Raw genomic sequence first — 22,549 nt, forward strand, 5'->3', positions numbered from 1 at the left:
TGACCGCGAGCTCTGTATTACTAACCACGGCTTTTGTGCGGCGATGTCAAAGTGTGGATAAGGGTGAGGGGTCGTAGAGGTGGGGGCGGGCGAGCGCGCACAGGTCGGCGCGGCCCGCGAGGATCAGGGAGTTGACGTCGTCCCAGGAGGAGATGGCGCCGACCGTGATGACGGGCACCCCGAGTTCGTTGCGGATCCGGTCGGCGTAGGGGGTCTGGTAGGAGCGGCCGAAGTCGGGCGCCTCGTCGGCGACGACCTGGCCGGTCGAGACGTCGATGGCGTCGGCACCGTGGGCGGCGAAGGCCCGGGCGATCTCGACCGCCTCGTCGGCGGTCGTGCCCCCCTCGGCCCAGTCGGTGGCGGAGATGCGGACGGTCATCGGGCGGTCGGCGGGCCAGACCTCGCGGACGGCGTCGAAGACCTCCAGGGGGAAGCGCAGCCGACCGGTCAGGTCGCGGCCGTAGGCGTCGGTGCGCCGGTTGGTGAGCGGGGAGAGGAAGGACGAGAGCAGGTAGCCGTGGGCGCAGTGCAGTTCCAGCAGGTCGAACCCGGCGCGGGCGCCGCGCGCGGCGGAGGCGGCGAACTGGTCGCGGATCGCGGCGAGCCCGCCGGCGTCCAGGGCGTGCGGGACCTGGCTCACGTGGGGGTGGTACGGCAGCGGGGAGGGGGCCGCGAGCGGCCAGTTGCCCTCCGGGAGCGGCTGGTCGATGCCCTCCCACATCAGCCGGGTGGAGCCCTTGCGGCCGCTGTGGCCGAGCTGGAGGCCGATCGCGGCCCCGGGCCGGGCGTGCACGAAGTCGGTGACGCGGCGCCAGGCGTCCTCGTGCCCGTCGTTCCACAGGCCCGCGCAGCCGGGGGTGATGCGGCCCTCGGGGCTGACGCAGACCATCTCCGTCATGACCAGGCCGGCGCCGCCGAGGGCGCGGGCGCCGAGGTGGACGAGGTGGAAGTCGCCGGGGGTGCCGTCGGTGGCGGAGTACATGTCCATCGGCGAGACGACGACCCGGTTGCGCAGGGTCAGCCCGCGCAGGGTGAAGGGGGTGAACATCGGCGGGGTGTCCGGACCGGTGCCGAACTCCCGCTCCACGGAGGCGGTGAACTCCGCGTCGCGCAGCCGCAGGTTGTCGTGGGTGACCCGGCGGCTGCGGGTGAGCAGGTTGAAGGCGAACTGCCGGGGCGGCTGGGCGGTGTACTGCTCCAGGTGCTCGAACCACTCCAGGCTGGCCCGCGCGGCGCGCTGCGTGCTGGCGACGACCGGCTTGCGCTCGGCCTCGTAGGCGGCCAGCGCCTCGGGGACGCCGGGCTGCTCGTGCAGGCAAGCGGCGAGGGCGAGGGCGTCCTCCATGGCGAGCTTGGTGCCGGAGCCGATGGAGAAGTGCGCGGTGTGCGCGGCGTCGCCGAGGAGCACGATGTTCCCGTGCCGCCAGCGCTCGTTGACGACGGTGGTGAAGGCGATCCAGCGGGAGCGGTTGCCGCGCAGGCCGTGGCCGTGCAGGGCGTCGGCGAAGATCTTCTCGCAGCGGGCGATCGACTCGGCCTCGTCCAGCCGGTCCAGCCCGGCGCGCTGCCAGACGTCCTCGCGCATCTCGACGATGAAGGTGCTCGCGTCCGGCCGGTACGGATAGCCGTGGGCCTGCATCACGCCGTGCTCGGTCTCGGCGATCTCGAAGCGGAAGGCGTCCAGGACGAGGTCGGTGGAGAGCCAGATGTAGCGGCAGCGGTGGCCGGTGAGGGTGGGGCGGAAGACGGCGGCGTGGGCGCCACGAGTGGCGCTGCCCGCGCCGTCGGCGGCGATGACCAGGTCGTGGTCGCGGGCCAGCCGTTCGGCGGCCGGGGCGAGTTCGCGGCTGCGAACGGTCACACCGAGCTCGCGGCAGCGGTCGTGGAGGACCGCCAGCAGCGTGCGCCGGTCCACCGCCGCGAAGCCGTGGCCGCCGGAGGTGACGGCACGGCCGCGGTGGCGCACGTCGATGTCGTCCCAGCGGGTGAACTCCCGTTCCAGGGCACGGAAGACGACCGGGTCGGCGTGCTCGATGCCGCCGAGCGTCTCGTCGGACAGCACGACGCCGAAGCCGAAGGTGTCCTGCGGCGAGCCGCGCTCCCAGACGGTGATCTCGCGTTCCGGGTCGAGGCGCTTGAGCAGTGCGGCCGCGTAGAGCCCGCCGGGGCCGCCGCCGATGATGGCCACCCGCACGGCTAACGGCCCTTCCAGTTGGGGCTGCGCTTGTCGGTGAACGCGGCGTGGAACTCGGCGTAGTCCTCGCTGGTCATCAGGAGCGCCTGGGTCGCGGCGTCCATCTCCACGGCCGCGCCGAGCGGCATGTCGAGCTCCGCGGTGAGCAGGGCCTTGGTCTGCGCGTACGCCAGCGCAGGGCCGGCCGCCAGGCGCTTGGCGAGGGCGGCGGCGCTCGCGTCCGCCTGCCCGTCGTCGACGAGCTCGCTGACCAGGCCGACGCGGTCGGCCTCCGCGGCGCCGACGGTGTCGCCGAGCATCAGCAGCCGGGTGGCATGGCCGAGGCCGACGATGCGGGGCAGCAGGTAGGCGGCACCCATGTCGGCGCCCGCGAGGCCGACCTTGGTGAAGAGGAAGGCGAAGCGGGCCGAGCGCTCGACGATCCGGAAGTCGGAGGCGAGGGCGATGACGGAACCGGCTCCGGCCGCGACGCCGTGGACGGCGGCGACGACGGGGAAGGGGGCCTCGCGGAGGGCGCGGACGACCTGCCCGGTCATGCGGGTGAAGTCCAGGAGCTGGCCCGCGCCCATGGCGAGGGTGGCACCGATGATCTCGTCGACGTCCCCGCCGGAGCAGAAGCCGCGACCGGCCCCGGCGAGCACCAGCACGCGGGTGTCGCCGTGGTGGGGCAGCTCGGTGAGCAGGTCGCGCAGGTCGGCGTAGGCGCCGAAGGTGAGCGCGTTGAGCTTGTCGGGCCGGTCGAGGGTGACGGTGACGACGCCGTCGGCGCGCTCGACGCGCAGATGCCGCCATTCCTCGGTCCGGCCTGCGGAGCCTCGGTAGGGGCTCATGGGCACGTCCTCCTTCGCGGGGGAGGCAGGCTTGCCAACACCGCGAAGTTATCACTCCTTCGTGACCGCCGTCACGAGTGCGCGATATGCGCGGCGCCTCACATGCCTGCCAGCGTGGCGACGAGCACGGCCTTGATGGTGTGCATCCGGTTCTCGGCCTGGTCGAAGACGATGGAGCACGCCGACTCGAAGACCTCGTCGGTGACCTCCAGCGAGGTCAGCCCGTGCCGTTCGTGGATCTCCCGGGCCAAGGTGGTGCCCAGGTCGTGGAAGGCGGGCAGGCAGTGCATGAACTTCGCGTCGGGGCGGCCGGTGGCCCGCAGCACGTCCGTGGTCACGGCGTACGGCTTCAGCAGCGCGATGCGCTCGTCCCACACCTCGGCGGGCTCACCCATGGACACCCAGACGTCGGTGTGGACGAACTCCGCGCCGGCGACCCCCTCGGCGACGTCCTCGGTCAGGGTGACGCGGGCGCCGGTGGCCTGCGCGAGCCGCCGCGCCTCGGCGACGACGCCGTCGTCCGGCCACAGCTGCTCCGGGGCGGCGATGCGGACGTCCATGCCGAGGAGGGCGCCCGTGACCAGCAGCGAGTTGCCCATGTTGGAGCGGGCGTCGCCGAGGTAGGCGTAGGCGGTCTCCCCCAGCGGGGAACGGGAGTGCTCGGCCATGGTGAGCACGTCGGCGAGCATCTGGGTGGGGTGCCACTGGTCGGTGAGGCCGTTCCACACCGGCACCCCGGCGTGGGCGGCCAGTTCCTCGACGACCTCCTGGCCCGTCCCGCGGTACTCGATGCCGTCGTACATCCGGCCGAGCACGCGGGCGGTGTCCTTCACCGACTCCTTGTGGCCGAGCTGGGAGCCGGCCGGGTCCAGGTAGGTCGTGGACGCGCCCTGGTCGGCCGCGGCGACCTCGAAGGCACAGCGGGTGCGGGTGGAGGTCTTGGCGAAGATCAGGGCGATGTTCCGGCCGGCGAGCCGCCGGACCTCGGTGCCCGCCTTCTTGGCCGCCTTCAGCTCGGCGGCCAGGTCCACCAGCCCGCGGAACTCCTCGGGGGCGAAGTCCAGCTCCTTGAGGAAGTGGCGGCCCGTGAGGTCGATGGCCATGGGGGCTCCTAGGTCGGGGTCGGCCGGGTGCCGAACATGAGTGCGCCGAGACCATGGAAGTCTATACGAACAGGCGCATCCTTATACAGCCGGGCCCGGCCACGGATCGCCCCGTCAGACCGGGTCCCGCTCGATGGGGCAGCTCATGCAGCGCGGACCGCCGCGGCCGCGCCCCAGTTCGCTCCCGGGGATCTCTATGACCTCGATGCCGCGCTTGCGCAGGAAGGTGTTGGTGGTGACGTTGCGCTCGTACGCCAGCACGACGCCCGGCTCCAGCGCGAGCACGTTGCACCCGTCGTCCCACTGCTCGCGCTCGGCGGAATGGACGTCCTGGGTCGCGGTGAGCACGCGGATGTCGTCCAGGCCCAGGGCCGCCGCGATGGCCCGGTGCATGTGCTCCGGCGGGTGGTCGGTGACCTTCAGGTCGCGCTCCCCCGCGCCGGGCTCGATGGTGTAGGAGCGCAGCATGCCCAGGCCCGCGTACTTGGTGAAGGTGTCGCCGTCGACCATCGTCATCACGGTGTCCAGGTGCATGAAGGCACGGCGCTTGGGCATGTCGAGGGCCACGATCGTGGTGGCCGACCCGGCGTTGAACAGGCGCTGGGCCAGCATCTCCACGGCCTGCGGGGTGGTGCGCTCGCTCATGCCGATGAGGACGGCGCCGTTGCCGATCACCAGGACGTCGCCGCCCTCGATGGTGGACGGGTAGGCCGCCTGGCCCTCGGACCACACGTGGAAGGAGCCGCCCGCGAAGAGCGGGTGGTGGCGGTAGATCGCCTCGTAGTGGATCGTCTCGTGCCAGCGGGCCGGCCAGCGCATCGCGTTGATGCTGACCCCGTCGTAGACCCAGGCCGAGGTGTCCCGGGTGAAGATGTGGTTCGGTAGCGGGTTGACCAGGAAGTCGTCCAGGTCCGTCACATGGAAGCGGACCGAGGCCGGCTCCGCGAAACGGGCCAGGAACTCCCGCTTGGTCATGCCGCCGACCAGGGCCTCGGTCAGCTCGGCCGCGGACAGCTCGTCGAAGGCGGCGCGCAGGTGGTCGGTGACCACCGGGCCGTACTCCTTCTCGTCGAAGACCCGGTCCAGCACCATGCGCCGGGCCTCGGGCAGGGTCAGCGTCTCCCGCAGCAGGTCACCGAAGAGGTGCACGGCCACGCCACGGTCGCGCAGCACGTCGGCGAAGCCGTCGTGCTCGGCACGGGCCCGGCGCACCCACAGGACGTCGTCGAAGAGCAGGGCGTCCTTGTTCGACGGCGTGAGCCTTTTCAGCTCCAGGTCGGGGCGGTGGAGGATGACGCGGTGCAGCCGCCCTGCCTCGGAGTCCACATGGAATGCCATGGAGCTAGACATTCCCACTTGGCAAGGGTTTACCGCCAGGGAGGGGCGGGCACCCGGGTGCCCGCCCCTCGCCCGTCACAGCCGGGGGTCCACCGGCTCGGACTCCAGCGCCAGGACGGCGAAGACCGCCTCGTGCACGCGCCACAGCGGCTCGCCCGCGGCCAGCCGGTCCAGCGCCTCCAGGCCCAGCCCGTACTCGCGCAGCGCGAGGGAGCGCTTGTGGCCCAGGGCGCGGGAGCGGAGCCTGGCCAGCTGGTCGGGCCGGGTGTACTCGGGACCGTAGATGATCCGCAGGTACTCCCGGCCGCGGCACTTGATGCCGGGCTGGACCAGCCGGTTGCCGTCCTCGGTGCGCACCAGGGCCTGGAGCGGCTTGACGACCATGCCCTCGCCGCCGGCGGAGGTCAGCTCCAGCCACCACTGCGTACCGGCCGCCACCGACTCCTCGTCGCGGGTGTCGACCAGCAGCCGGCGGGTCTCCTGGAGCAGCCCCGTCGGGTCGTTGGCGACCATGCGGTCGATGAGCGCCAGCTGCTCGTCGTGCGCGAGCGCGGCGAGACTGCGGCCCTGGGCGGCCAGGATCTGGAACGGCGCGAGACGCACCCCGTCCAGGCCCTCGGTCGTCCAGCAGTAGCGCCGGTACGCCTCGGTGAAGGCGGCGGCGTCGGCGGACCGCCCGCGCTGCCGCTCCAGCAGGCCCGCCACGTCGGTGCCGCGCGCGGCGGCGGACTCCAGGGCGGCGATCGCACCCGGGAAGACCGCGCCGGAGGCGGCGCCCACGGCGGCGTACTGCCTGCGCAGCAGGCCGGTGGCCTTCAGCGACCAGGGCAGCAGCTCGGCGTCGAGCAGCAGCCAGTCCGTGCCCAGCTCCTCCCAGAGCCCGGCGGCGGTGACCGAGGCCCTCAGCCGGTCCAGGACCTGCTCGGTGACGGCCGGGTCGTCGAAGAACGGACGGCCCGTGCGGGTGTGCAGGGCGCCCGTCACGCCGCCGGTCACCCCGAAGCGCTCGCCGGCCGTCTCCGCGTCGCGGCACACCAGCGCCACGGCGCGGGAGCCCATGTGCTTCTCCTCGCAGAGCACCTGGCCGACGCCGTCCGCGCGGTAGGCGGCGAACGCCTCGTGCGGGTGCTCCAGGTAACCCTCCCGTTGCGAGGTCGCGCACGGCGACATCGTCGGCGGCAGGTACATCAGCAGCCGGGGGTCGACCGCGAAGCGGCTCATGACCTCCAGCGCGGCGGCAGCGTTCTCCTCACGGACGGCGACCCGGCCGTGGTGCACGGTCTCCACGACACGGCGGCCGGCGACGTCGGCGAGGTCGAGCGGCCGCCCGTCCTGCCCACCCGGGGCCTCGCTGGCGAGCGGCTTGGCCGGCTCGTACCAGACCCGCTCGGCGGGGACGTCGACGATCTCGCGCTCGGGCCAGCGCAGGGCCGTCATCCGCCCGCCGAAGACGGCGCCGGTGTCGAGGCAGATCGTGTTGTTGATCCACGAGGTGCTCGGCACGGGTGTGTGGCCGTACACGACGGCGGCGCGGCCGCGGTAGTCCTCGGCCCACGGGTAGCGCACGGGCAGGCCGAACTCGTCGGTCTCGCCGGTGGTGTCGCCGTACAGGGCGTGCGAGCGGACCCGGCCGGAGGTGCGGCCGTGGTACTTCTCGGGCAGGCCGGCGTGGCAGACGACCAGCTTGCCGCCGTCGAGGACGTAGTGGCTGACGAGCCCTTCGATGAACTCCCGCACCTGCTCGCGGAAGGCGGGGTCCTTCTCGTCCTCCTGCTCCAGCTGCTCGATGGTCTCGGCGAGGCCGTGGGTGTGCTGGACCTTCTTGCCCTTCAGCCAGCGGCCCAGCTTGTTCTCGTGGTTGCCGGGCACGCACAGGGCGTCGCCTGCGGCGACCATGCCCATGACGCGGCGCAGCACGCCGGGGCTGTCGGGGCCGCGGTCGACGAGGTCCCCCACGAAGACGGCCGTGCGGCCCTCGGGGTGCACGCCGTCGACGTAGCCCAGCTTGCCGAGCAGGGTCTCCAGTTCGGAGCTGCAGCCGTGGACGTCGCCGATGATGTCGAACGGGCCGGTGAGCTCGCGCTTGTCGTTGTAGCGGCGCTCCAGCACGACCTCGGCCGCCTCGACCTCCTCGGTGCCGCGCAGGACGTGCACCTTGCGGAAGCCCTCGCGCTCCAGCTGCCGCAGGGAGCGGCGCAGCTCGCGCTGCTGGCGCTGCACGACGTGCCGGGGCAGGTGGGCGCGGTCGGGACGGGACGCGTTCCGCTCGATGCAGACCTGCTCGGGGACGTCGAGGACGATCGCGATGGGCAGCACGTCGTACTCGCGGGCGAGCCGGACGAGCTGGCGGCGGCTCTCCTGCTGCACGCTGGTGGCGTCGACGACGGTGAGCCGGCCGGCGGCCAGCCGCTTGCCCGCGATGTAGTGCAGCACGTCGAAGGCGTCACCGCTGGCGCCCTGGTCGTTCTCGTCGTCGCTGACCAGGCCGCGGCAGAAGTCCGAGGAGATCACCTCGGTGGGCTTGAAGTGGCGCCGCGCGAACGTCGACTTGCCGGAGCCGGTGGTGCCGATCAGGACCACGAGGGAGAGGTCGGTCACCGGGAGGGTGTGCTTGCCGGTCATGCGGACGTGACCTCCTTCGCGGTCATCGTGAAAACGGCCATCTGGGTGGGCGGGCCGACCTCGGGGTCGTCGGGGCCGACGGGGACGAACCGCACGCCGTAGCCGTGGCGTCCGGCGACCTGCTCCGCCCACGAGCGGAACTCCGCCCGGGTCCACTCGAAGCGGTGGTCCGCGTGCCGGGCGTGCCCGGCGGGCAGCGTCTCCCAGCGCACGTTGTACTCGACGTTCGGCGTGGTCACGAGCACGGTCGCGGGTCGTGCCGCACCGAAGACGGCGTACTCCAGGGCGGGGAGCCGGGGCAGGTCGAGGTGCTCGACGACCTCGCTGAGCACCGCGGCGTCGTAACCCTTGAGGCGGGCGTCGGTGTACGTCAGGGACCCCTGCACGAGCCGGACGCGGGAGGACTGCCGCTCGCCCATGCGGTCCAGCCGCAGTCGCCGCGCCGCCTCGCCCAGGGCCCGGGCCGACACGTCGACGCCGAGGATCTCGGTGAAGCGGACGTCCTTCAGCAGCGCGCCGACCAGCTGGCCCTGACCGCAGCCGAGGTCGAGGACCCGGCTCGCCCCGGCGTCGCGGAGCTCCGCCAGGATCGCCTCGCGGCGCTGCACCGCCAGGGGCAGCGGCTTCTCCTCGGTGTCCACCTCCTCGTCGACGGCGTTGTCCAGCTCCTCGGCCTCGCTGTCGTCGGCCTCGGCGAGCCGGGCCAGTTCCAGCCGCTCCATGGCCTGCCGGGTCAGCGACCAGCGGCGGGCGAGGTAGCGGCTGGTGATCAGCCGCTGCTCCGGGTGGACGGCGAGCCATCCGTCGCCCATGCGCAGCAGCTTGTCGACCTCGTCGGGCGACACCCAGTAGTGCTTGGCGTCGTCCAGGACCGGGAGCAGCACGTACAGGTGCCGCAGGGCCTCGGACAGCCGCAGCTCGCCCTCCAGGGCCAGCCGCACGTAGCGCGACTCGCCCCACTCGGGGAACCGCTCGTCCAGCGCGACCGGTTCGGCCTCCACGCTCCAGCCCAGCGGCTCGAACAGCCGGCGGACGAGGGCGGCGCCGCCGCGCGCGGGCACGGCGGGGATCTCGATCCGCAGCGGCAGCGGCTGCGCGGCCCGCTCGGGACGGGCGTCGCAGACGCCCCTCAGGGCGCTGGCGAACACCGTGCGGAGGGCGACCGCGAGCAGCGACGAGGCGGCGTACGGCCGGTCGTTGACGTAGTGGCCGAGAGCGGAGTCCGGGGCCCCGCCCCGGCCCTTGCCCTTGCCGCGCCGCACGAGCGCCACCGGATCGACCTCCAGCAGCAGCGCGGCCGTGCACCGTTGCTCGGACGCCATGGGGTAGAAGACGTGGGCGTCGCCGTAGGAGGTCGAGAAGACCTGGGCCTTCTCCGGATGCTTGTGCAGCAGGAAGCCGAGGTCCGTGGCGGGCATGCCGCCGCTGCCGGTGGTCGTTATCGTCAGGAACACCGCCTGAGTATCGCCTGCTCGTCCCCGCTCCGAACAGCGGTTTTCCCCGGCTGTTGGGTGAGCGTGGAGGCGAGGGCGGATATCTGCGCGGGCCCGACCCGGCAGCATCCCCCGATGAGCCGGGCACCGGCCCGCTGCCAGGCGGACGCCAGTGCCGGGTCGAAGACCGAGCCGCCGCGCCAGCCGCGGGCCCGTTCGTCCCAGCTCTCGCCGCTGTTGGGGTAGACGACCACGGGCCGGTCCACGGTCGCCGCCGCCGTCTCCACCGCCAGGGCGGCGTCCGCCGGGTCGCAGCAGTTGACGCCGACGGCGATCACCGCGTCCGCATCCGCCGCGATCCGGAACGCCTCCTCCAGCGGCTGGCCCGCCCGGGTCGTCCCGCCGGCGACGGTGTAGCTCAGCCAGACCGGGACCCCGAGGTCTGCGACGATCCTCAGCAGCGCCTCCGCCTCGTCGGTGTCGGGCACGGTCTCCAGCGCCAGGACGTCCGGACCGGCCTCCGCCAGCGTCTCGATCCTGGGCCGGTGGAAGCGCTCCAGTTCCGCGACGCTCAGCCGGTAGCGGCCCCGGTACTCGCTGCCGTCCGCGAGCATGGCGCCGTACGGTCCCACGGAGGCCACCACCCACACGTCGTCGCGGTCGCGGGCGGCGGCACGGGCGAGGGCGACGCTGCGGCGCAGCAGGGTGGTCGCCTCCTGCCGTCCGATGCCGCGCGCGGCGAAGCCCTCGTAGGTCGCCTGGTAGCTGGAGGTGATGAGCACCCGCGCGCCCGCCCGCACGTAGGCGGTGTGCGCCGCCTCGATCTGCTCCGGCGCGTCGGCGAGCAGCCGGGCCGACCAGAGCGCGTCGGCCAGGTCGCAGCCCTGGTCGGCGAGCTGGTTGGACAGCCCGCCGTCGAGGACGACGGTGGACTCGGCGAGGGCCTGCGCCAAGGGCCGGTGGGGTGCGGGCATCGCGGGTGCTCCTTGCGTGGTGTGCCGGGGTCAGCCGAGCTGCGACTGGACCTCGGAGGCGATCAGTTCCAGGTGCCCGAGGTCGCTCAGGTCCAGGATCTGCAGGTAGAAGCGGGTGGCACCGAGTTCGGCGTAGCGGCCGATCTTGTCGACGACCTCGGCAGGGGACCCGGCGAGGCCGTTGGCCTTGAGCTCCTCGACCTCGCGGCCGATGGTGGCGGCCCGGCGGGCGACCTCGGCGTCGTCCTTGCCGACGCACACGACGAGGGCGTTGGAGTAGACGATCTCGTCCTTGCCCCGGCCGTGCTCCTCGGCGGCCTCCCGCACCCGGGCGAACTGCTGGGCGGTGTCCTCCAGCGAACCGAACGGCAGGTTGAACTCGTCGGCGTAGCGGGCCGCGAGCCGCGGGGTGCGCCTGGCACCGTGCCCGCCGATGAGGACGGGGAGCTTCGCCTGGGCCGGCTTGGGCAGGGCCGGCGAGTTCTCCACCGAGTAGTGCGCGCCCTTGAAGTCGAAGGTCTCGCCCATCGGGGTGCCCCACAGCCCGGTGACGATGGCGAGCTGCTCCTCCAGCCGGGCGAACTTCTCCTTCGGGAAGGGGATGCCGTACGCGGTGTGCTCGTCCGCGTACCACCCGGCGCCCAGGCCCAGCTCGACGCGGCCGCCCGCCATCTGGTCCACCTGCGCGACCTGGATGGCGAGCACACCGGGCAGCCGGAACGTGGCGGCCGTCATCAGGGTGCCGAGCCGGATCCGCTTCGTTTCGCGGGCGAGGCCGGCCAGGGTGATCCACGCGTCGGTCGGCCCCGGCAGACCGTCCGCGTCGCCCATCTTGAGGTAGTGGTCCGACCGGAAGAAGGCATCAAAGCCGAGTTCCTCGGTCGCCTTGGCGACGGAGAGCAGGGTGTCGTACGAGGCCCCTTGCTGGGGCTCGGTGAAGATTCGAAGATCCATGCCTCCATCCTGCACCTCTCCGGTCCGAATCGATCGGCAACCTGTCGCGTGTGGCACCTTCCCGGACCGGAGACGACGGCAATCCGCCAACTCCGTTCGCGCTCGGGCGGCTTACCGTTCATGCGCCCTCCCGCTGCCGCGCCTCGACCGCGCGCAGGAGCACTCCCACCCGGTCCTTGGACTCGTCGGCGGCGTCCACCGCCTCGATGCACTGCCAGTACTCCGTCTCGCTCTCGGCGGTGCAGGCCACCGAGACCAGGGCCATGCCCAGCTCCGACAGCAGCTCGCGCAGTTCGCGCAAGGTCCCGGCCGGCTCGCGCACGTCGGTGAGCAGGGACGCCCGCAACGGCCCGGAGGCCACCCCCGGCGGTCCCGTGGCGCCGCACGCCCTGCCGCCCGCCTCGCAGACGGAGAAGCCGGGGGTGCGCAGCTCGGGCGCCCCGTGGAGGGCGAGGTGGCTGCCGACCGCCTCCGTCAGCGCCTGCACCTGCCAGGCCTCCGCCATCAGCTCACGCTCGGTCCCGCCGCTTCGCAGCGCCTCCCGCGTGGCCCGGATCAGCCGTACCGCGTCCATCACGACGCACCTCCGCCCCGTCTCCGCCCCGTCAATCCCGTTCCTCACTCAGAGTGATGGCTCATGACGCGAGGTGGAAGTGGCCGGTTCCCGCCTGTGGACAACCCGCTCACCCGCCCGGGCCAACGGGCGAACGCGCGGTTGACCGGAACGCCCGCACCCGCGGCGCACCGGCCGCCGCGCCTCAGTCCCCGGCCCCCGGCAGCGGGAAGCGCAGCTCGTTGCGGTCGATCTTGGCGGACAGCGCCTGGAGCACGTCGACGCCGAGCACCTCGCAGAACTGCAGCAGGTACGCGAGCACGTCCGCCACCTCGTCCCGTACCCGGTGGGCGCTGTCGGGGTCCTCCATGACCCGTGCCGCCTGCTCGGGCGTGAGCCACTGGAAGATCTCCAGGAGCTCGGACGCCTCGACGCTCAAGGCCACGGCCAGGTTCTTGGGCGTGTGGTACGGCTCCCAGCGCCGGGCGGCCGCGAAGGCGGCCAGCCTGCGCTGCAGCGCGTGCAGATCCTCGGTCACACCCGCAAGGTCTACCCCATCGCCGCCGCATGCTGCGCCGCGGCCTGCCCGGCCGGCGGGGCCCCGGCGTCCGGCGCGTCCGGACCCGTCCCCTGGGCCGGCACCCGTTCCGGGCCGGCCGCGGCGCTCCCGAGGCGCAGCAGGGTGACCCCGTCCGCCCCCTCGGCCACCGAGGGGTCGTGCACCGTGCCGAGCAGCCTGATGTGGCCGCGCTCGGCGACCAGGGCGGCCAGCGCCAGCAACTGCCGCGTCTGCGCCCGGTCGAGACCGGCGTCCAGTCCGTCCGCCAGGACCGTGAGCACCTGCACCGCGTCCGGCACCTCGCCGCTGGTGTCCACCTCCAGCACGCCCGGCCCGGTGAGCAGCACCAGCGCCAGCGCGAGGAAGCGCAGCTCCCCGTCGCCGAGCCGGTCCACCGGCACCAGCCCCAGCGGTCCCCGGTCGACGGCCGCCAGTACGGACTCCGCGTACGCCCCCGTCCCCGGCTCCCCCGCGGGGATCACCGTCAGTCCTTCAACGGGCGGGCTGCACACCGCCCGCAGGGCGCCGACCAGCGCCGCGTGCCGCGTACGGCACTCGCCCTGGGTGCGGCGCAGCACCGCCGAGAGGTTGTCGCAGCCGCCGCGGAGCAGGCCGTCCGCCACGCGCGCGGGTTCCCGCATCGTGTCCGGCCGGGGGTCGACGGGGAACGCCCCGCGCAGCGCGAGCACCGTCTGCTCGGCGGCGGCGAGCACCAGCCGCTGCCCCTCGGTCGTCCCCGCGACGCGCAGCGGCAGCAGGGAGGTGGCCAGCCGGTCGTCGGGCAGCGGGGCCCGGGTCACCGGGACCAGCCCCGCCGTGTGCCAGGCCGCCTGGACCGTGCGCCGTCCCGGGTCGCGCAGCGCGGTGGCGAGCAGGGTCTCCCCGGCGCCGGTCAACCGCTCGCCGACGATGCGCAGTTCGGGTTCGGTCTGCACGGCGACGTCGAGCGCGACGGGGCCGACCGCGCCGTCCACCGTGCACCCGATGCGGAATCCGCGCCGCCCCTCCGCGTCCGGCCGGGCCGCATGGGGCACGCAGGCCGCCACTCCCCCGCGCACGCCGTCGAACGCCGTCGCCAGTTCCTCGCCCGCGGCGAGCCGGCCGAGCAGGCCGAGCCCCTCCAGGACGCTGGACTTGCCGGTCCCGCTCGCCCCGCCCAGCAGGGTGAGCGGTCCGAGCGGGAAGCTCGCGCCGCGATGCGACTTGAACGCGGAGAGCCGCAGTTCGGTGACGACCGGGCGGTCACGCTTCGTGCTCATGGACGCGAACGTAGCGGCGGTGCCCGGTGCCGAACCGTTCCGCCGGGCCGGTGGTCCTCCGAAAGTGGGTAAGCCCGGCGAGGCGACGGCTAATGTGGCGGGGTGACCGGATACGTGGCGCTCCTGCGCGGGATCAACGTCGGGGCGACGACCAGGCTCCCGATGCAGGACCTGCGACAGCTGCTGGAGGAGATCGGCGGCACCTGCGTGCGCACCCATCTGCAGAGCGGCAACGCCCTGTTCGAGCACGAACGCGCCGACCCGGCGAAGCTGGCGGACACACTGGAGGCGGCCATCGCCGCCGCGTTCGACGGGCGGAAGGTGCCGTGCATCGTCCGTGAGGCGACCGCGCTCGCCGGGGTCGTCGAGCGCAACCCGTTCGACATGACGGGCGTCGATCCCGCGCGCTTCCTGGTCACCTTCCTGTCCGGGCCGGTCGATCCGGACCGGATCGCCGGTCTCGACCCGGCCGACTTCGCGCCCGACGACTTCCGCCCCGGCGAGCGCGAGATCTACGTGCACTGCCCGGGCGGGGTGCAGAAGACCCGGCTCTCCCACGCGCTGTGGGAGAAGCGTCTGGGCCTGACAGCCACGGCCCGCAACTGGAACACCGTGACCCGCCTGGCGGCGATGGCCGCGGAGTGACGGGGCACAGCCGGCGCGCGCCCCGTCACCCCCTCCCGCTCAGCCCAGGCCCCAGCCCGTCCCGAGCCGGTATGCCGCGCAGAGGTTGACGTCGAGCATGTAGGCGGCCGCCGTGCCGCACTGGGCGGCCCCGCTGCCCGGGTCGACGGGCTGGCCGTGGCCCATGCCCGTGATGCTGTACGTCTCGACGACGGCGGCGCCGGAGGCGTCCTTGTACGTGCGGTGCGGGAAGCCCGCCACGGTGTCGGAGACGTCGGCGGTCTGGTCGGCGCCGTGGACGTCCGTCCACTGCCGTACGAGGTCGTCCATGTTGACGGGCTTGACCGTGTAGTCGGCGGTGCCCTGGAAGACGGTCAGCCGCGGCCACGGGCCCACGTGCCCGGGGAAGGCGGCGCGGACCCGGGCGCCCCACTGCGCGGGGGTCTGCGTCGCGCCGACGTACATGCACACGTACGGCGAACCCGCCGCCTGCGCGCAGCCGTACGGCAGCCCGGCGACCACGCCGCCCGCGGCGTACACGTCGGGGTAGGCCGCCATCATCACCGCGGTCATCGCGCCGCCCGCGGAGAGCCCGGTGACGTACACCCGGGAGGGATCCGCGCCGGTGTCCGCGATCTGACGGTCGGTCATCTGCCGGATGGAGGCGGCCTCACCCTGGCCGCGCGCGATGTCCCCGGTCTGGAACCAGTTGAAGCACTGGCTGAGGTTGTTGGCCGAGGTCTGCCCGGGCAGCACCACGGAGAAGCCCCAGCGGTCCGCCAGAGCGGTCCAGCCGCTCTGGGCGCCGTACCCCTGGGCGTTCTGGGTGCAGCCGTGGAGGGCGACGACGACCGGCCGGCCCTGCGGCAGCCCGGCGGGGACGTAGCGGTACATCCGCAGCGCGCCCGGGTTGCTGCCGAAGCCCGTCACCTCCTCGATCGCGCCGGCGGCGTGGGCGGGACGGACGGGGACGAGCGCGGCAAGGAGCGCCACGAGGACGGCGAGCAGGGCGGCACGCGGGCGGCCCCGGTGGAGTGCGGCTCTGAATAAGGTCATGCGCCGGACGGTAAGAGCGGTGCGACGCCCGCGACATGGCCCGGGGCACCACATCGCGGGCGCCGCGCGTGGTGCCCCGGACCGCTCAGTCCCTCCGGTGCCCGGGCAGCGCCGGGGGCTCGCCGCGGACCTCCCGCCAGTGGTCGAAGACGTACTCCAGGACGCCCTCACCGCTGGTCAGGGCGGGTAGTCGGCGTTCCAGGGCGGGCACCTGCGCCGCGGGGACGTCGCCCTCGACGACGTAGGACGCACCCTGCGGCGCCGAGGTGCGCGGCACCGCGCCCAGCCGGGCGAGGACGGGCAGCACCCGGGCGTAGGCCTGCTCGGGGAGGTCGAGGGTGAAGCGGTGGACCGGCTCGCAGACGACCGTGCCCGCCTGTTCCAGCGCGCGCATCAGCACCACCGGGGTGAGGCCCCGGAAGTCGCCCGCGGTGCTCGACATGCTCTTGTCGAACACCGCGTGCGCGTGGCTCTGCCGCGGGGCGTAACCCGAGTGCGTCATGGTGACCTTGCAGTCGACGACCCGCCAGCCGTACAGGCCGTGCCGCAGCGTCTCGGTGACGGTCTCCTCGACGGCCCGGATGAAGGCGTAGGGCATGGAGCCGAGTTCGACCTCCAGACCGAACGCCACCCCGCTGCCCCTCGGTGCCGGGTCGACGCGCAGTCCCACGGTCGCCAGGAAGGGGTTGGAGCCGGTGTGGATGACCTCGGCGGCCGCACCCGTGCCCACCGGCCGCTCGATGTGGATCGTCGTGGTCTCCTCGAAGGTCACCTCGACGCCGAAGTCGTCGGCCAGCGTCGCCTGCACGACCTCCTTCTGCACCTCCCCGTAGAGGGAGACGGCGATCTCCTGCCGCACGTCGTCCATCCGCAGGTCGATCAGCGGGTCCTGTTCGGCGAGCCGGGTGAGCGCCACGTGCAGCGCGCCCGCGTCCGCCGGCCGCCGGGGCACGACGACCGTCTCCAGCGTGGGCGGCGCGAAGTGCCGGTCCGCGGCGGGGGCCGTACGGTGCGGCTCGCCGATCGCGTCGCCGACGCGGATCCCGTCGAGCCCCCAGAGCCTGCCGATCTGCCCCGCGCAGACCGCATCCCCGGGTGTGTCCACGCCGCGCTCGAACACGCTGACCGCGGTGACCTTGCCCTCCTTCCCGGCGCCGTGCGGCAGGCGGTCCCGTACGCGGACGGTCCCCGAGAACATCCGTACCTGGGCGATCTTCTCCCCCGAGGGGCCTCGTTCGATCTTGAAGACGGTGCCGGAGACCGGGCCGTCCGCGCTTCCCGCGGCGACGGGGAGCAGTTCCGCGATCCCCCGGACCAGGGCGTCCACCCCGGCGCCGGTGACGGCGGAACCGAAGTACACCGGATGGACCAGCGCCCCGCGCGTCTGGGCGGCGAGGGCCGCCCGCAGCCTCGGGTAGGACGGCGCCGTCCCGTCCGCGACGTAGGCGGCCAGGAGCTCCTCGTCCCGCACGGACAGGACGTCCAGCAGCCGGGTGGTGAACCCGGTGTCGTCCGGACCGTACGGCGTGGAGCGCGCGTCCCGGGTGCCGAGGCCCTCGACGCGGCCCATGGCCACGCAGGCCGGGCTGAGCCGCTCCGCGAGGGCGCGCAGCACTTCGGCGTCCCGGGCGCCGGAACGGTCCGTCTTGTTGACGAAGAGCAGGGTGGGGATGCGCAGCCGGCGCAGCGTCCGCATCAGCACGCGGGTCTGCGCCTGTACGCCCTCCACCGCCGACACCACGAGCACGGCGCCGTCGAGGACGCCGAGCGCCCGTTCCACCTCCGCGATGAAGTCCGGGTGGCCGGGGGTGTCGATGAGGTTGACGGTGACGTCGTCGCCGATCGCGAACGAGGCGACGGCGGACCTGATGGTGATGCCCCGTGCCCGTTCCAGGGCCAGGGTGTCGGTCTGGGTGCTGCCGTCGTCGACGCTGCCGAGCGTGTCGATGACGCCGGCGGTGTGCAGCAGCCGCTCGGTCAGGCTGGTCTTCCCGGCGTCAACATGCGCCAGGATCCCGAGGTTGAGCACGTGCATGGAATGCCATGTCCTCCGAATGGGCGATGAATTCGGGCTGGGTGGACATGTGCAGTCCCCGCATGATCACGACTCCCCGGTGGATGGCCTGTGGTCCTGGCAGTGCAGCAGAGGCCGCCGGCCGGGGGCAACCGGATTACCCCCTGCCGCCGGCCGGCCGGCGGCGCCCGGGCGGCTCAGGGGACGAGGACCATGCGGAAGCGCGCGGCGCCGGACATCATGCGGGCGAACGCCTCGTTGACCTCCTCCAGCGGCACCGTCTCGGTCATCGGGCGGATCCCGGCGAGCGCGCTGAAGTTCATCGTGTGCTCGACGTCGCGCGAGGTGCCGGACGGGTGGCCGACGACCGAACGGGACGACAGGATCAGCTGGGCCGGGGTGATCGGCAGCGGCTCGGAGTCGATCCCGATGACGATCAGCTCGCCGCGCGGCTGGAGACCCTCGACACCGGCCGCCATGGCCTGGGAGTTGGAGGCCGTGGCGAGCACCGCGGTGGCCCCGCCGAGGGCCTGGAGTTCCTTGGCCGGGTCGCCGGCGGAACTGTCGATGTAGTGGTGGGCCCCCAGTTCCATGGCCAGGGCCCGCTTGCCCTCGCCTCGCGCCACGGCGACCGTCTCGAAGCCGAACCTGGCGGCGTACTGCACCGCGAGGTGGCCGAGGCCGCCGATGCCGATCACCGCGACGAGGTCGCCGGGCCGGGCGGAGCTCTTCTTGAAGGCGTTGTAGGTGGTGACGCCGGCGCAGCCGAGGGGGGCGGCGTCGACCGCGGTCAGCCCGTCGGGGATCCGGGCCAGCGCGTTGACCGGCGCGACCATGTGCGTGGCGTAGCCGCCCTCGTACGCCCAGCCGGGCACCTGCAGGTTCCGGCAGTCGATGAAGTCGCCCTCGCGGCAGGGCGGGCAGTGCCCGCAGTGCCCGCCGAACCAGCCGACCTCCACGCGGTCGCCGACCGTCCAGTGCCGCACGCCCTCACCGAGGGCGTCGATGCGCCCGGCGACCTCGTGGCCGGCGACCAGGGGGAAGGTGATGTGGGGGAAGGCGTTGTGCACGAAGCCGGCGTCACTGTGGCAGACGCCCGACGCCTCGACGGCGATCCGGACGTGGCCGGGGCCGGGCTCCGGCAGCGCGCGCTCGACGATTTCGAATGGTCCGCCCGGTTCTGCGACCTGGGCCACCCGCATGGAGTTCATGGCCGTCCGGTGTGTGAGGGGTTGCGGCGCGTGGCGCCCTTCCCACCCATCGTGACCCCGGGGGCGTGATTTCTCGCGCCGAGCACCGGTCGCCGGGCCGCCAGGCGGGGAGCGTAGGCTGCGCCCAGCCGACCGAGGGATCACCGTGAAACCACCCGCCGACCTGCTCGACCTCCTGCACCGCCCGAGCCTGTGCTTCCTGGCGACCACCATGCCGGACGGCTCGCCGCAGCTGACCCAGACGTGGGTCGACACGGACGGCGAGCACGTGCTCGTCAACAGCGTCCAGAGCCATGTGAAGACGCGGAACATCGCGCGGGACCCGCGGGTGGCCGTCGCCGTCTCCGATCCGGACGACCCGTCCCGCTACTTCCAGGTCCGCGGGCGCGTGCGCGAGGTGACCACGGAGGGCGCGGCCGACCACATCGAGAAGCTCTCGCACCGGTACACCGGCGGCCCCTACCCCTGGTACGGCGGCCGTGACCAGGTGCGCGTGATCTTCGTGATCGAGGCCGAGAGCATCAGCGGCACGGCGTGACCGCGCGGGTCCGCGACCGCGGCAGGCGGCCGCGGACCCCGGCCCGTTCAGCCCGTGGCGCCGGGCACGCGCTCGATGACCGCGGCCAGGTCCGTCCCGGCCGGGAGGGTGCCGAAGGCCAGGCCCCGGTCGCCGGCCAGGCGGGAGGCGCAGAAGGCGTCCGCGACCGGTGCCGGCGCGTACCGGACGAGCAGCGAACCCTGCAGCACCAGCGCCAGGCGCTCGACCAGACGGCGGGCCCGCAGCGGCGCGTCCTCGGTGGGCACCAGCTCGCCGCGCACCTGGCGCCACGCCTCGTCGAGACGGGCGTCGCCGCCCGAGGCGGCCTCGACCTCGGCGCGGAAGGCCTCGAGGGAGTCCGGCTCACGGGTCAGGGCCCGCAGCACGTCGAGGGCGTTGACGTTGCCCGAGCCCTCCCAGATGCCGTTCAGCGGGGCCTCGCGGTAGAGCCGGGGCATGCCGGACGCCTCGTCGTAGCCGTTGCCGCCCAGGCACTCCAGGGCCTCCGCGACCGCCGCGGGCTGCCGCTTGCACACCCAGTACTTGCCGACCGCGGTGGCCAGCCGCAGGAAGGCCCGCTCCTGCGCGTCCCCACGGCGGGCCCGGTCGACCGCTCCGGCGACGCGCAGCGCGAGGGTGGTGGCGGCCTCGGACTCCAGGCCCAGGTCGGCGATGACGTTGCGCATCAGGGGCTGGTCGACCAGCCGGGCTCCGAACACCGAGCGGTGGCGGACGTGGTGGGCGGCCTGGGCGAGCGCGGCACGGGTGCCGGAGGCGGAGCCGAGGATGCAGTCCAGCCGCGTCATGGTGACCATCTCGATGATGGTCCGTACGCCCTGGCCCTCGGGACCGACCAGCCAGGCCACGGTGTCGTCGAACTCGGGCTCGCTGCTGGCGTTGCTGCGGTTGCCGAGCTTGTCCTTCAGCCGCTGGATGCGGAAGGTGTTGCGGCTGCCGTCCGGCAGCACCCTGGGCACCAGGAAGCAGGACAGGCCCGCGGGGGCCTGGGCCAGCACGAGGAACAGGTCGTTCATGGGCGCGCTGGTGAACCACTTGTGCCCGCGCAGCCGCCAGGTGCCGTCCGGCTGCTCGACGGCGGTGGTGGTGTTGGCCCGCACGTCGGTGCCGCCCTGCTTCTCGGTCATCCCCATGCCCGCCAGGAGCCCGCGCTTGCCGGCGGGGGCGCGCAGTCCGGGGTCGTAGACGCGGCTGGTGAGCAGCGGCTCGTACGCCGCCGCCAGGGCCGGCGCGGCACGCAGCGCGGGGACGACGGCGTAGGTCATGGACACCGGGCAGCCGTGGCCGGCCTCGGCGGTGCTCCACACCATGAAGCCGGCCGCGCGGGCCACGTGCGCGCCGGGCCGGTCGTCGGCCCAGGGCGCGCCGGCCAGGCCCTCGGCGAGGGCGACCTCCATGAGCGCGTGGTAGGAGGGGTGGAAGTCCACCTCGTCGACACGGTTGCCGTACCGGTCGTGGGTGCGCAGCACCGGCTCGTACCGGTTGGCCTCCTCGGCCCAGCGCTGCACCTGCTCCGATCCGGCGAGCCGGCCCAGCCGGTGCAGGTCGTCGAGGTGCCACCCGGCTCCCTCGCGGCGCACGCCCTCCAGCAGCACGACGTCGTCGGCGACGTCGTGGCCGACCAGCGGCGGGGCCTGGTTGGTCACCTCGTGCGTGCGCGCGGTGGGGTTGCTGCGCGGCGCGGCATCTGCGATCGCGGTCATGGCAGTCGGCCCTTCGTGGTCGTGGGGAGTCAGACGGCGGGCGCGGCGCCCGCGCAGCGCAGGGACATCGCCACCAGTTCGGTGACGAGGTGGTCGGCGGCGGCGCCCTCGGCGGGGGCCGACAGCGGGTCCACCAGGACCTCGCCGATGGCCCCGGTCAGCGCCGCCGCGGTGACCTCGGGGTCCTGGGCGGGGAGGAGCCCGGCGGCCATCCCCTCGCGGATCACCTCGGCGAAGACGGCGCGGTAGCGGCGCCGGAAGTCCAGCCGCTCCGCGCCCACGGCCGGTTCCGCGGGGGCCGCGAGCAGGGCGTGGGCCAGTCCCCGGTTCTCCATGGCGCGGCGGGCGAAGACGGTGACCCCCAGGGTCAGCCGCTGCACCGGGTCGCCGGCGCCGTCGCGGAGCACCCCGCCGAGCACCTCGACCTCGCGGCCCGAGGCCCGGCGGAAGACCTCGACCGCGAGCGCGCCCTTGGACGCGAAGTGCTGGTACACCGTGCCCACCGACATGCCGGCCGCGGCCGCCACCGCGGTGACGGAGGCGTTCGCCCAGCCCACGTCGGCGACGACGGCCGTGGCCCGCGCCACCAGGTGCTCCCTGGCGGCGGTCAGGCGGTCCTGCACCGCGGGGGTCTTCCGGTAGGCCATGGCAACAAGTGAAGCACCGTTCAGAGCTTCGAGCCACCCCTCGGCCGGCAGCGCCGCCCGCGGAGCCGGCGGCTCGCGCCGCAGCTCAGGGCAGCCCCGCGACGGGGCCCGCAACTGCGGCCGCACATCGGCGGGTTGCTGTTCGATCCGCCCGTTCCGCCCGCTCCGGGGCCGCTCCGCTCGCCACGTGGTGTGCCGCCGGGAAGACGCGCGATGGATCCCTGCGAAGTAAACCCAAAGATCAGGCCATGTTTTCGGGCTTTCCGGCCAGGATTTGCGAGTCGATGGGCGCCCCATGGGCGTCACGAATTCCGATCATGCTCGCCCCGCACTTCAAGCACCGGTTGTTCTCGGCCACACTTCCTCCATCAGCGCCCGGGCCGGCGCCGCGGCGCGCACCGGCGCCTTGAGGCGGTCGCACCCGGCATTGGACACACCGTCACACTTCGGCAAGATCAAGTAGCGCACCACAGCGGGGAGTTGCCGCCTGCGCGCACGATGGCGCGAAGGCATCCATAGGCGGTCATCGCTCGATGGATCCGGCCTCAAAGCTTGAGCACAAATTACACACATTCACTCTTCATACCGGCGCCGATGGTCTAGATTGACCTTGCTTCAGCCGTTCGGGCACGAGGCGACCATTAATGATCTACAGGTTCGGCGCAACGGATAGCCGGCAGTCGCATACCCGGCGCCAGACGTGGGGGTGATCGGTTCTTGGAGCCCGAGAAGGGGCCTTGGGTGCGGGGAGCCCTGAGGTTTCGACGGGTCCGGCACACCTCGACAGTCCGGCGGAACCGGTAAGTCCGCTTCCGGCAGGGCGGGTTGTTCAAGTGACTCCGAAATAACCGGGAGTTCATGCACGGGAGGCGGGGGCCTCCCGAGGGGGCTGTCTCTTAAAAAAATCTCCAAGCCCAAA

At 73.3% G+C, this 22,549-nt stretch carries 18 protein-coding genes; 2 read left to right on the forward strand and 16 right to left on the reverse strand.

The window, feature by feature from the left end; translation table 11 throughout:
• Positions 1 to 46: 46 nt before the first annotated feature.
• The 11 genes from PV341_RS29480 to PV341_RS29530 all read right to left on the reverse strand — a co-directional run bounded on the left by PV341_RS29480 (position 47) and on the right by PV341_RS29530 (position 13,819).
• Entirely contained in the window at positions 47 to 2,194 is a 2,148-nt protein-coding gene (locus tag PV341_RS29480; RefSeq protein ID WP_500359430.1) for a bifunctional salicylyl-CoA 5-hydroxylase/oxidoreductase, read from the reverse strand.
• A gap of 2 nt (positions 2,195 to 2,196) precedes the next feature.
• Complete coding sequence (locus tag PV341_RS29485; protein ID WP_500321850.1) at positions 2,197 to 3,024, reverse strand: enoyl-CoA hydratase family protein; 828 nt, start codon at positions 3,022 to 3,024, stop codon at positions 2,197 to 2,199.
• A gap of 98 nt (positions 3,025 to 3,122) precedes the next feature.
• Positions 3,123 to 4,127 (reverse strand): ornithine carbamoyltransferase, encoded by a 1,005-nt coding sequence (argF, locus tag PV341_RS29490; protein WP_500321851.1) that lies wholly within the window; start codon positions 4,125 to 4,127, stop codon positions 3,123 to 3,125.
• Between the two features lie 114 nt (positions 4,128 to 4,241).
• A complete protein-coding gene (locus tag PV341_RS29495; RefSeq protein ID WP_500321852.1) occupies positions 4,242 to 5,465 on the reverse strand; it encodes an arginine deiminase in 1,224 nt (407 codons plus the stop codon).
• 75 nt (positions 5,466 to 5,540) lie between these two features.
• Positions 5,541 to 8,087: a polynucleotide kinase-phosphatase gene (locus tag PV341_RS29500; RefSeq protein ID WP_500359431.1), complete on the reverse strand. Its 2,547-nt coding sequence runs from the start codon at positions 8,085 to 8,087 to the stop codon at positions 5,541 to 5,543.
• Positions 8,084 to 9,541 (reverse strand): 3' terminal RNA ribose 2'-O-methyltransferase Hen1, encoded by a 1,458-nt coding sequence (locus tag PV341_RS29505; protein WP_500321855.1) that lies wholly within the window; start codon positions 9,539 to 9,541, stop codon positions 8,084 to 8,086. Before PV341_RS29505 ends, PV341_RS29500 begins: the two co-directional genes overlap by 4 nt.
• Positions 9,532 to 10,494, reverse strand: a complete 963-nt coding sequence (gene mmuM, locus PV341_RS29510; protein ID WP_500359433.1) for a homocysteine S-methyltransferase — start codon at positions 10,492 to 10,494, stop codon at positions 9,532 to 9,534. Before mmuM ends, PV341_RS29505 begins: the two co-directional genes overlap by 10 nt.
• Before the next feature lie 30 nt (positions 10,495 to 10,524).
• The gene (locus PV341_RS29515) at positions 10,525 to 11,448 is read right to left on the reverse strand and encodes an LLM class F420-dependent oxidoreductase (protein ID WP_500359434.1); all 924 of its coding nucleotides are present in this window, start codon (positions 11,446 to 11,448) and stop codon (positions 10,525 to 10,527) included.
• A 118-nt stretch (positions 11,449 to 11,566) separates the two neighbouring features.
• Entirely contained in the window at positions 11,567 to 12,022 is a 456-nt protein-coding gene (locus PV341_RS29520) for a DUF6099 family protein (protein ID WP_499514554.1), read from the reverse strand.
• Between the two features lie 184 nt (positions 12,023 to 12,206).
• Positions 12,207 to 12,539, reverse strand: coding sequence for a nucleotide pyrophosphohydrolase (locus PV341_RS29525; RefSeq protein ID WP_500321859.1), 333 nt, complete (start codon positions 12,537 to 12,539; stop codon positions 12,207 to 12,209).
• Between the two features lie 11 nt (positions 12,540 to 12,550).
• Positions 12,551 to 13,819, reverse strand: coding sequence for an AAA family ATPase (locus PV341_RS29530; RefSeq protein ID WP_500321860.1), 1,269 nt, complete (start codon positions 13,817 to 13,819; stop codon positions 12,551 to 12,553).
• Between the two features lie 102 nt (positions 13,820 to 13,921).
• Here PV341_RS29530 and PV341_RS29535 point away from each other — a divergent pair, with 102 nt between their 5' ends.
• Complete coding sequence (locus tag PV341_RS29535; RefSeq protein WP_500321861.1) at positions 13,922 to 14,464, forward strand: DUF1697 domain-containing protein; 543 nt, start codon at positions 13,922 to 13,924, stop codon at positions 14,462 to 14,464.
• Positions 14,465 to 14,503: 39 nt separating this feature from the next.
• Here PV341_RS29535 and PV341_RS29540 read toward each other — a convergent pair whose 3' ends face one another.
• The 3 genes from PV341_RS29540 to PV341_RS29550 form a co-directional block, all read right to left on the reverse strand.
• Positions 14,504 to 15,499, reverse strand: coding sequence for an extracellular catalytic domain type 1 short-chain-length polyhydroxyalkanoate depolymerase (locus PV341_RS29540; protein WP_500321862.1), 996 nt, complete (start codon positions 15,497 to 15,499; stop codon positions 14,504 to 14,506).
• 85 nt (positions 15,500 to 15,584) lie between these two features.
• Positions 15,585 to 17,534: a GTP-binding protein gene (locus PV341_RS29545; RefSeq protein WP_500321863.1), complete on the reverse strand. Its 1,950-nt coding sequence runs from the start codon at positions 17,532 to 17,534 to the stop codon at positions 15,585 to 15,587.
• 176 nt (positions 17,535 to 17,710) lie between these two features.
• Positions 17,711 to 18,724 (reverse strand): alcohol dehydrogenase, encoded by a 1,014-nt coding sequence (locus PV341_RS29550; RefSeq protein WP_500321864.1) that lies wholly within the window; start codon positions 18,722 to 18,724, stop codon positions 17,711 to 17,713.
• A 145-nt stretch (positions 18,725 to 18,869) separates the two neighbouring features.
• Between PV341_RS29550 and PV341_RS29555 the strand changes: the two genes are divergently transcribed.
• A complete protein-coding gene (locus PV341_RS29555; RefSeq protein ID WP_500321865.1) occupies positions 18,870 to 19,262 on the forward strand; it encodes a PPOX class F420-dependent oxidoreductase in 393 nt (130 codons plus the stop codon).
• Positions 19,263 to 19,309: 47 nt separating this feature from the next.
• Here PV341_RS29555 and PV341_RS29560 read toward each other — a convergent pair whose 3' ends face one another.
• Both PV341_RS29560 and PV341_RS29565 read right to left on the reverse strand, forming a co-directional pair.
• The gene (locus tag PV341_RS29560) at positions 19,310 to 20,983 is read right to left on the reverse strand and encodes an acyl-CoA dehydrogenase family protein (RefSeq protein WP_500321866.1); all 1,674 of its coding nucleotides are present in this window, start codon (positions 20,981 to 20,983) and stop codon (positions 19,310 to 19,312) included.
• A 29-nt stretch (positions 20,984 to 21,012) separates the two neighbouring features.
• Positions 21,013 to 21,630, reverse strand: coding sequence for a TetR family transcriptional regulator (locus PV341_RS29565; RefSeq protein ID WP_500321867.1), 618 nt, complete (start codon positions 21,628 to 21,630; stop codon positions 21,013 to 21,015).
• Positions 21,631 to 22,549 lie beyond the last annotated feature (919 nt).

The organism is Streptomyces sp. PA03-1a, from assembly GCF_033792805.1.
Lineage (GTDB): Bacteria > Actinomycetota > Actinomycetes > Streptomycetales > Streptomycetaceae > Actinacidiphila.

Bases quoted from the DNA above. Each gene is read 5' to 3' on its own strand.
- PV341_RS29485 (WP_500321850.1), bottom strand. From the start codon at position 3,024: ATGAGCCCCTACCGAGGCTCCGCAGGCCGGACCGAGGAATGGCGGCAT.
- argF (WP_500321851.1), bottom strand. From the start codon at position 4,127: ATGGCCATCGACCTCACGGGCCGCCACTTCCTCAAGGAGCTGGACTTC.
- PV341_RS29495 (WP_500321852.1), bottom strand. From the start codon at position 5,465: ATGGCATTCCATGTGGACTCCGAGGCAGGGCGGCTGCACCGCGTCATC.
- PV341_RS29500 (WP_500359431.1), bottom strand. From the start codon at position 8,087: ATGACCGGCAAGCACACCCTCCCGGTGACCGACCTCTCCCTCGTGGTC.
- mmuM (WP_500359433.1), bottom strand. From the start codon at position 10,494: ATGCCCGCACCCCACCGGCCCTTGGCGCAGGCCCTCGCCGAGTCCACC.
- PV341_RS29515 (WP_500359434.1), bottom strand. From the start codon at position 11,448: ATGGATCTTCGAATCTTCACCGAGCCCCAGCAAGGGGCCTCGTACGAC.
- PV341_RS29520 (WP_499514554.1), bottom strand. From the start codon at position 12,022: ATGGACGCGGTACGGCTGATCCGGGCCACGCGGGAGGCGCTGCGAAGC.
- PV341_RS29530 (WP_500321860.1), bottom strand. From the start codon at position 13,819: ATGAGCACGAAGCGTGACCGCCCGGTCGTCACCGAACTGCGGCTCTCC.
- PV341_RS29540 (WP_500321862.1), bottom strand. From the start codon at position 15,499: ATGACCTTATTCAGAGCCGCACTCCACCGGGGCCGCCCGCGTGCCGCC.
- PV341_RS29545 (WP_500321863.1), bottom strand. From the start codon at position 17,534: ATGCACGTGCTCAACCTCGGGATCCTGGCGCATGTTGACGCCGGGAAG.
- PV341_RS29550 (WP_500321864.1), bottom strand. From the start codon at position 18,724: ATGAACTCCATGCGGGTGGCCCAGGTCGCAGAACCGGGCGGACCATTC.
- PV341_RS29560 (WP_500321866.1), bottom strand. From the start codon at position 20,983: ATGACCGCGATCGCAGATGCCGCGCCGCGCAGCAACCCCACCGCGCGC.
- PV341_RS29565 (WP_500321867.1), bottom strand. From the start codon at position 21,630: ATGGCCTACCGGAAGACCCCCGCGGTGCAGGACCGCCTGACCGCCGCC.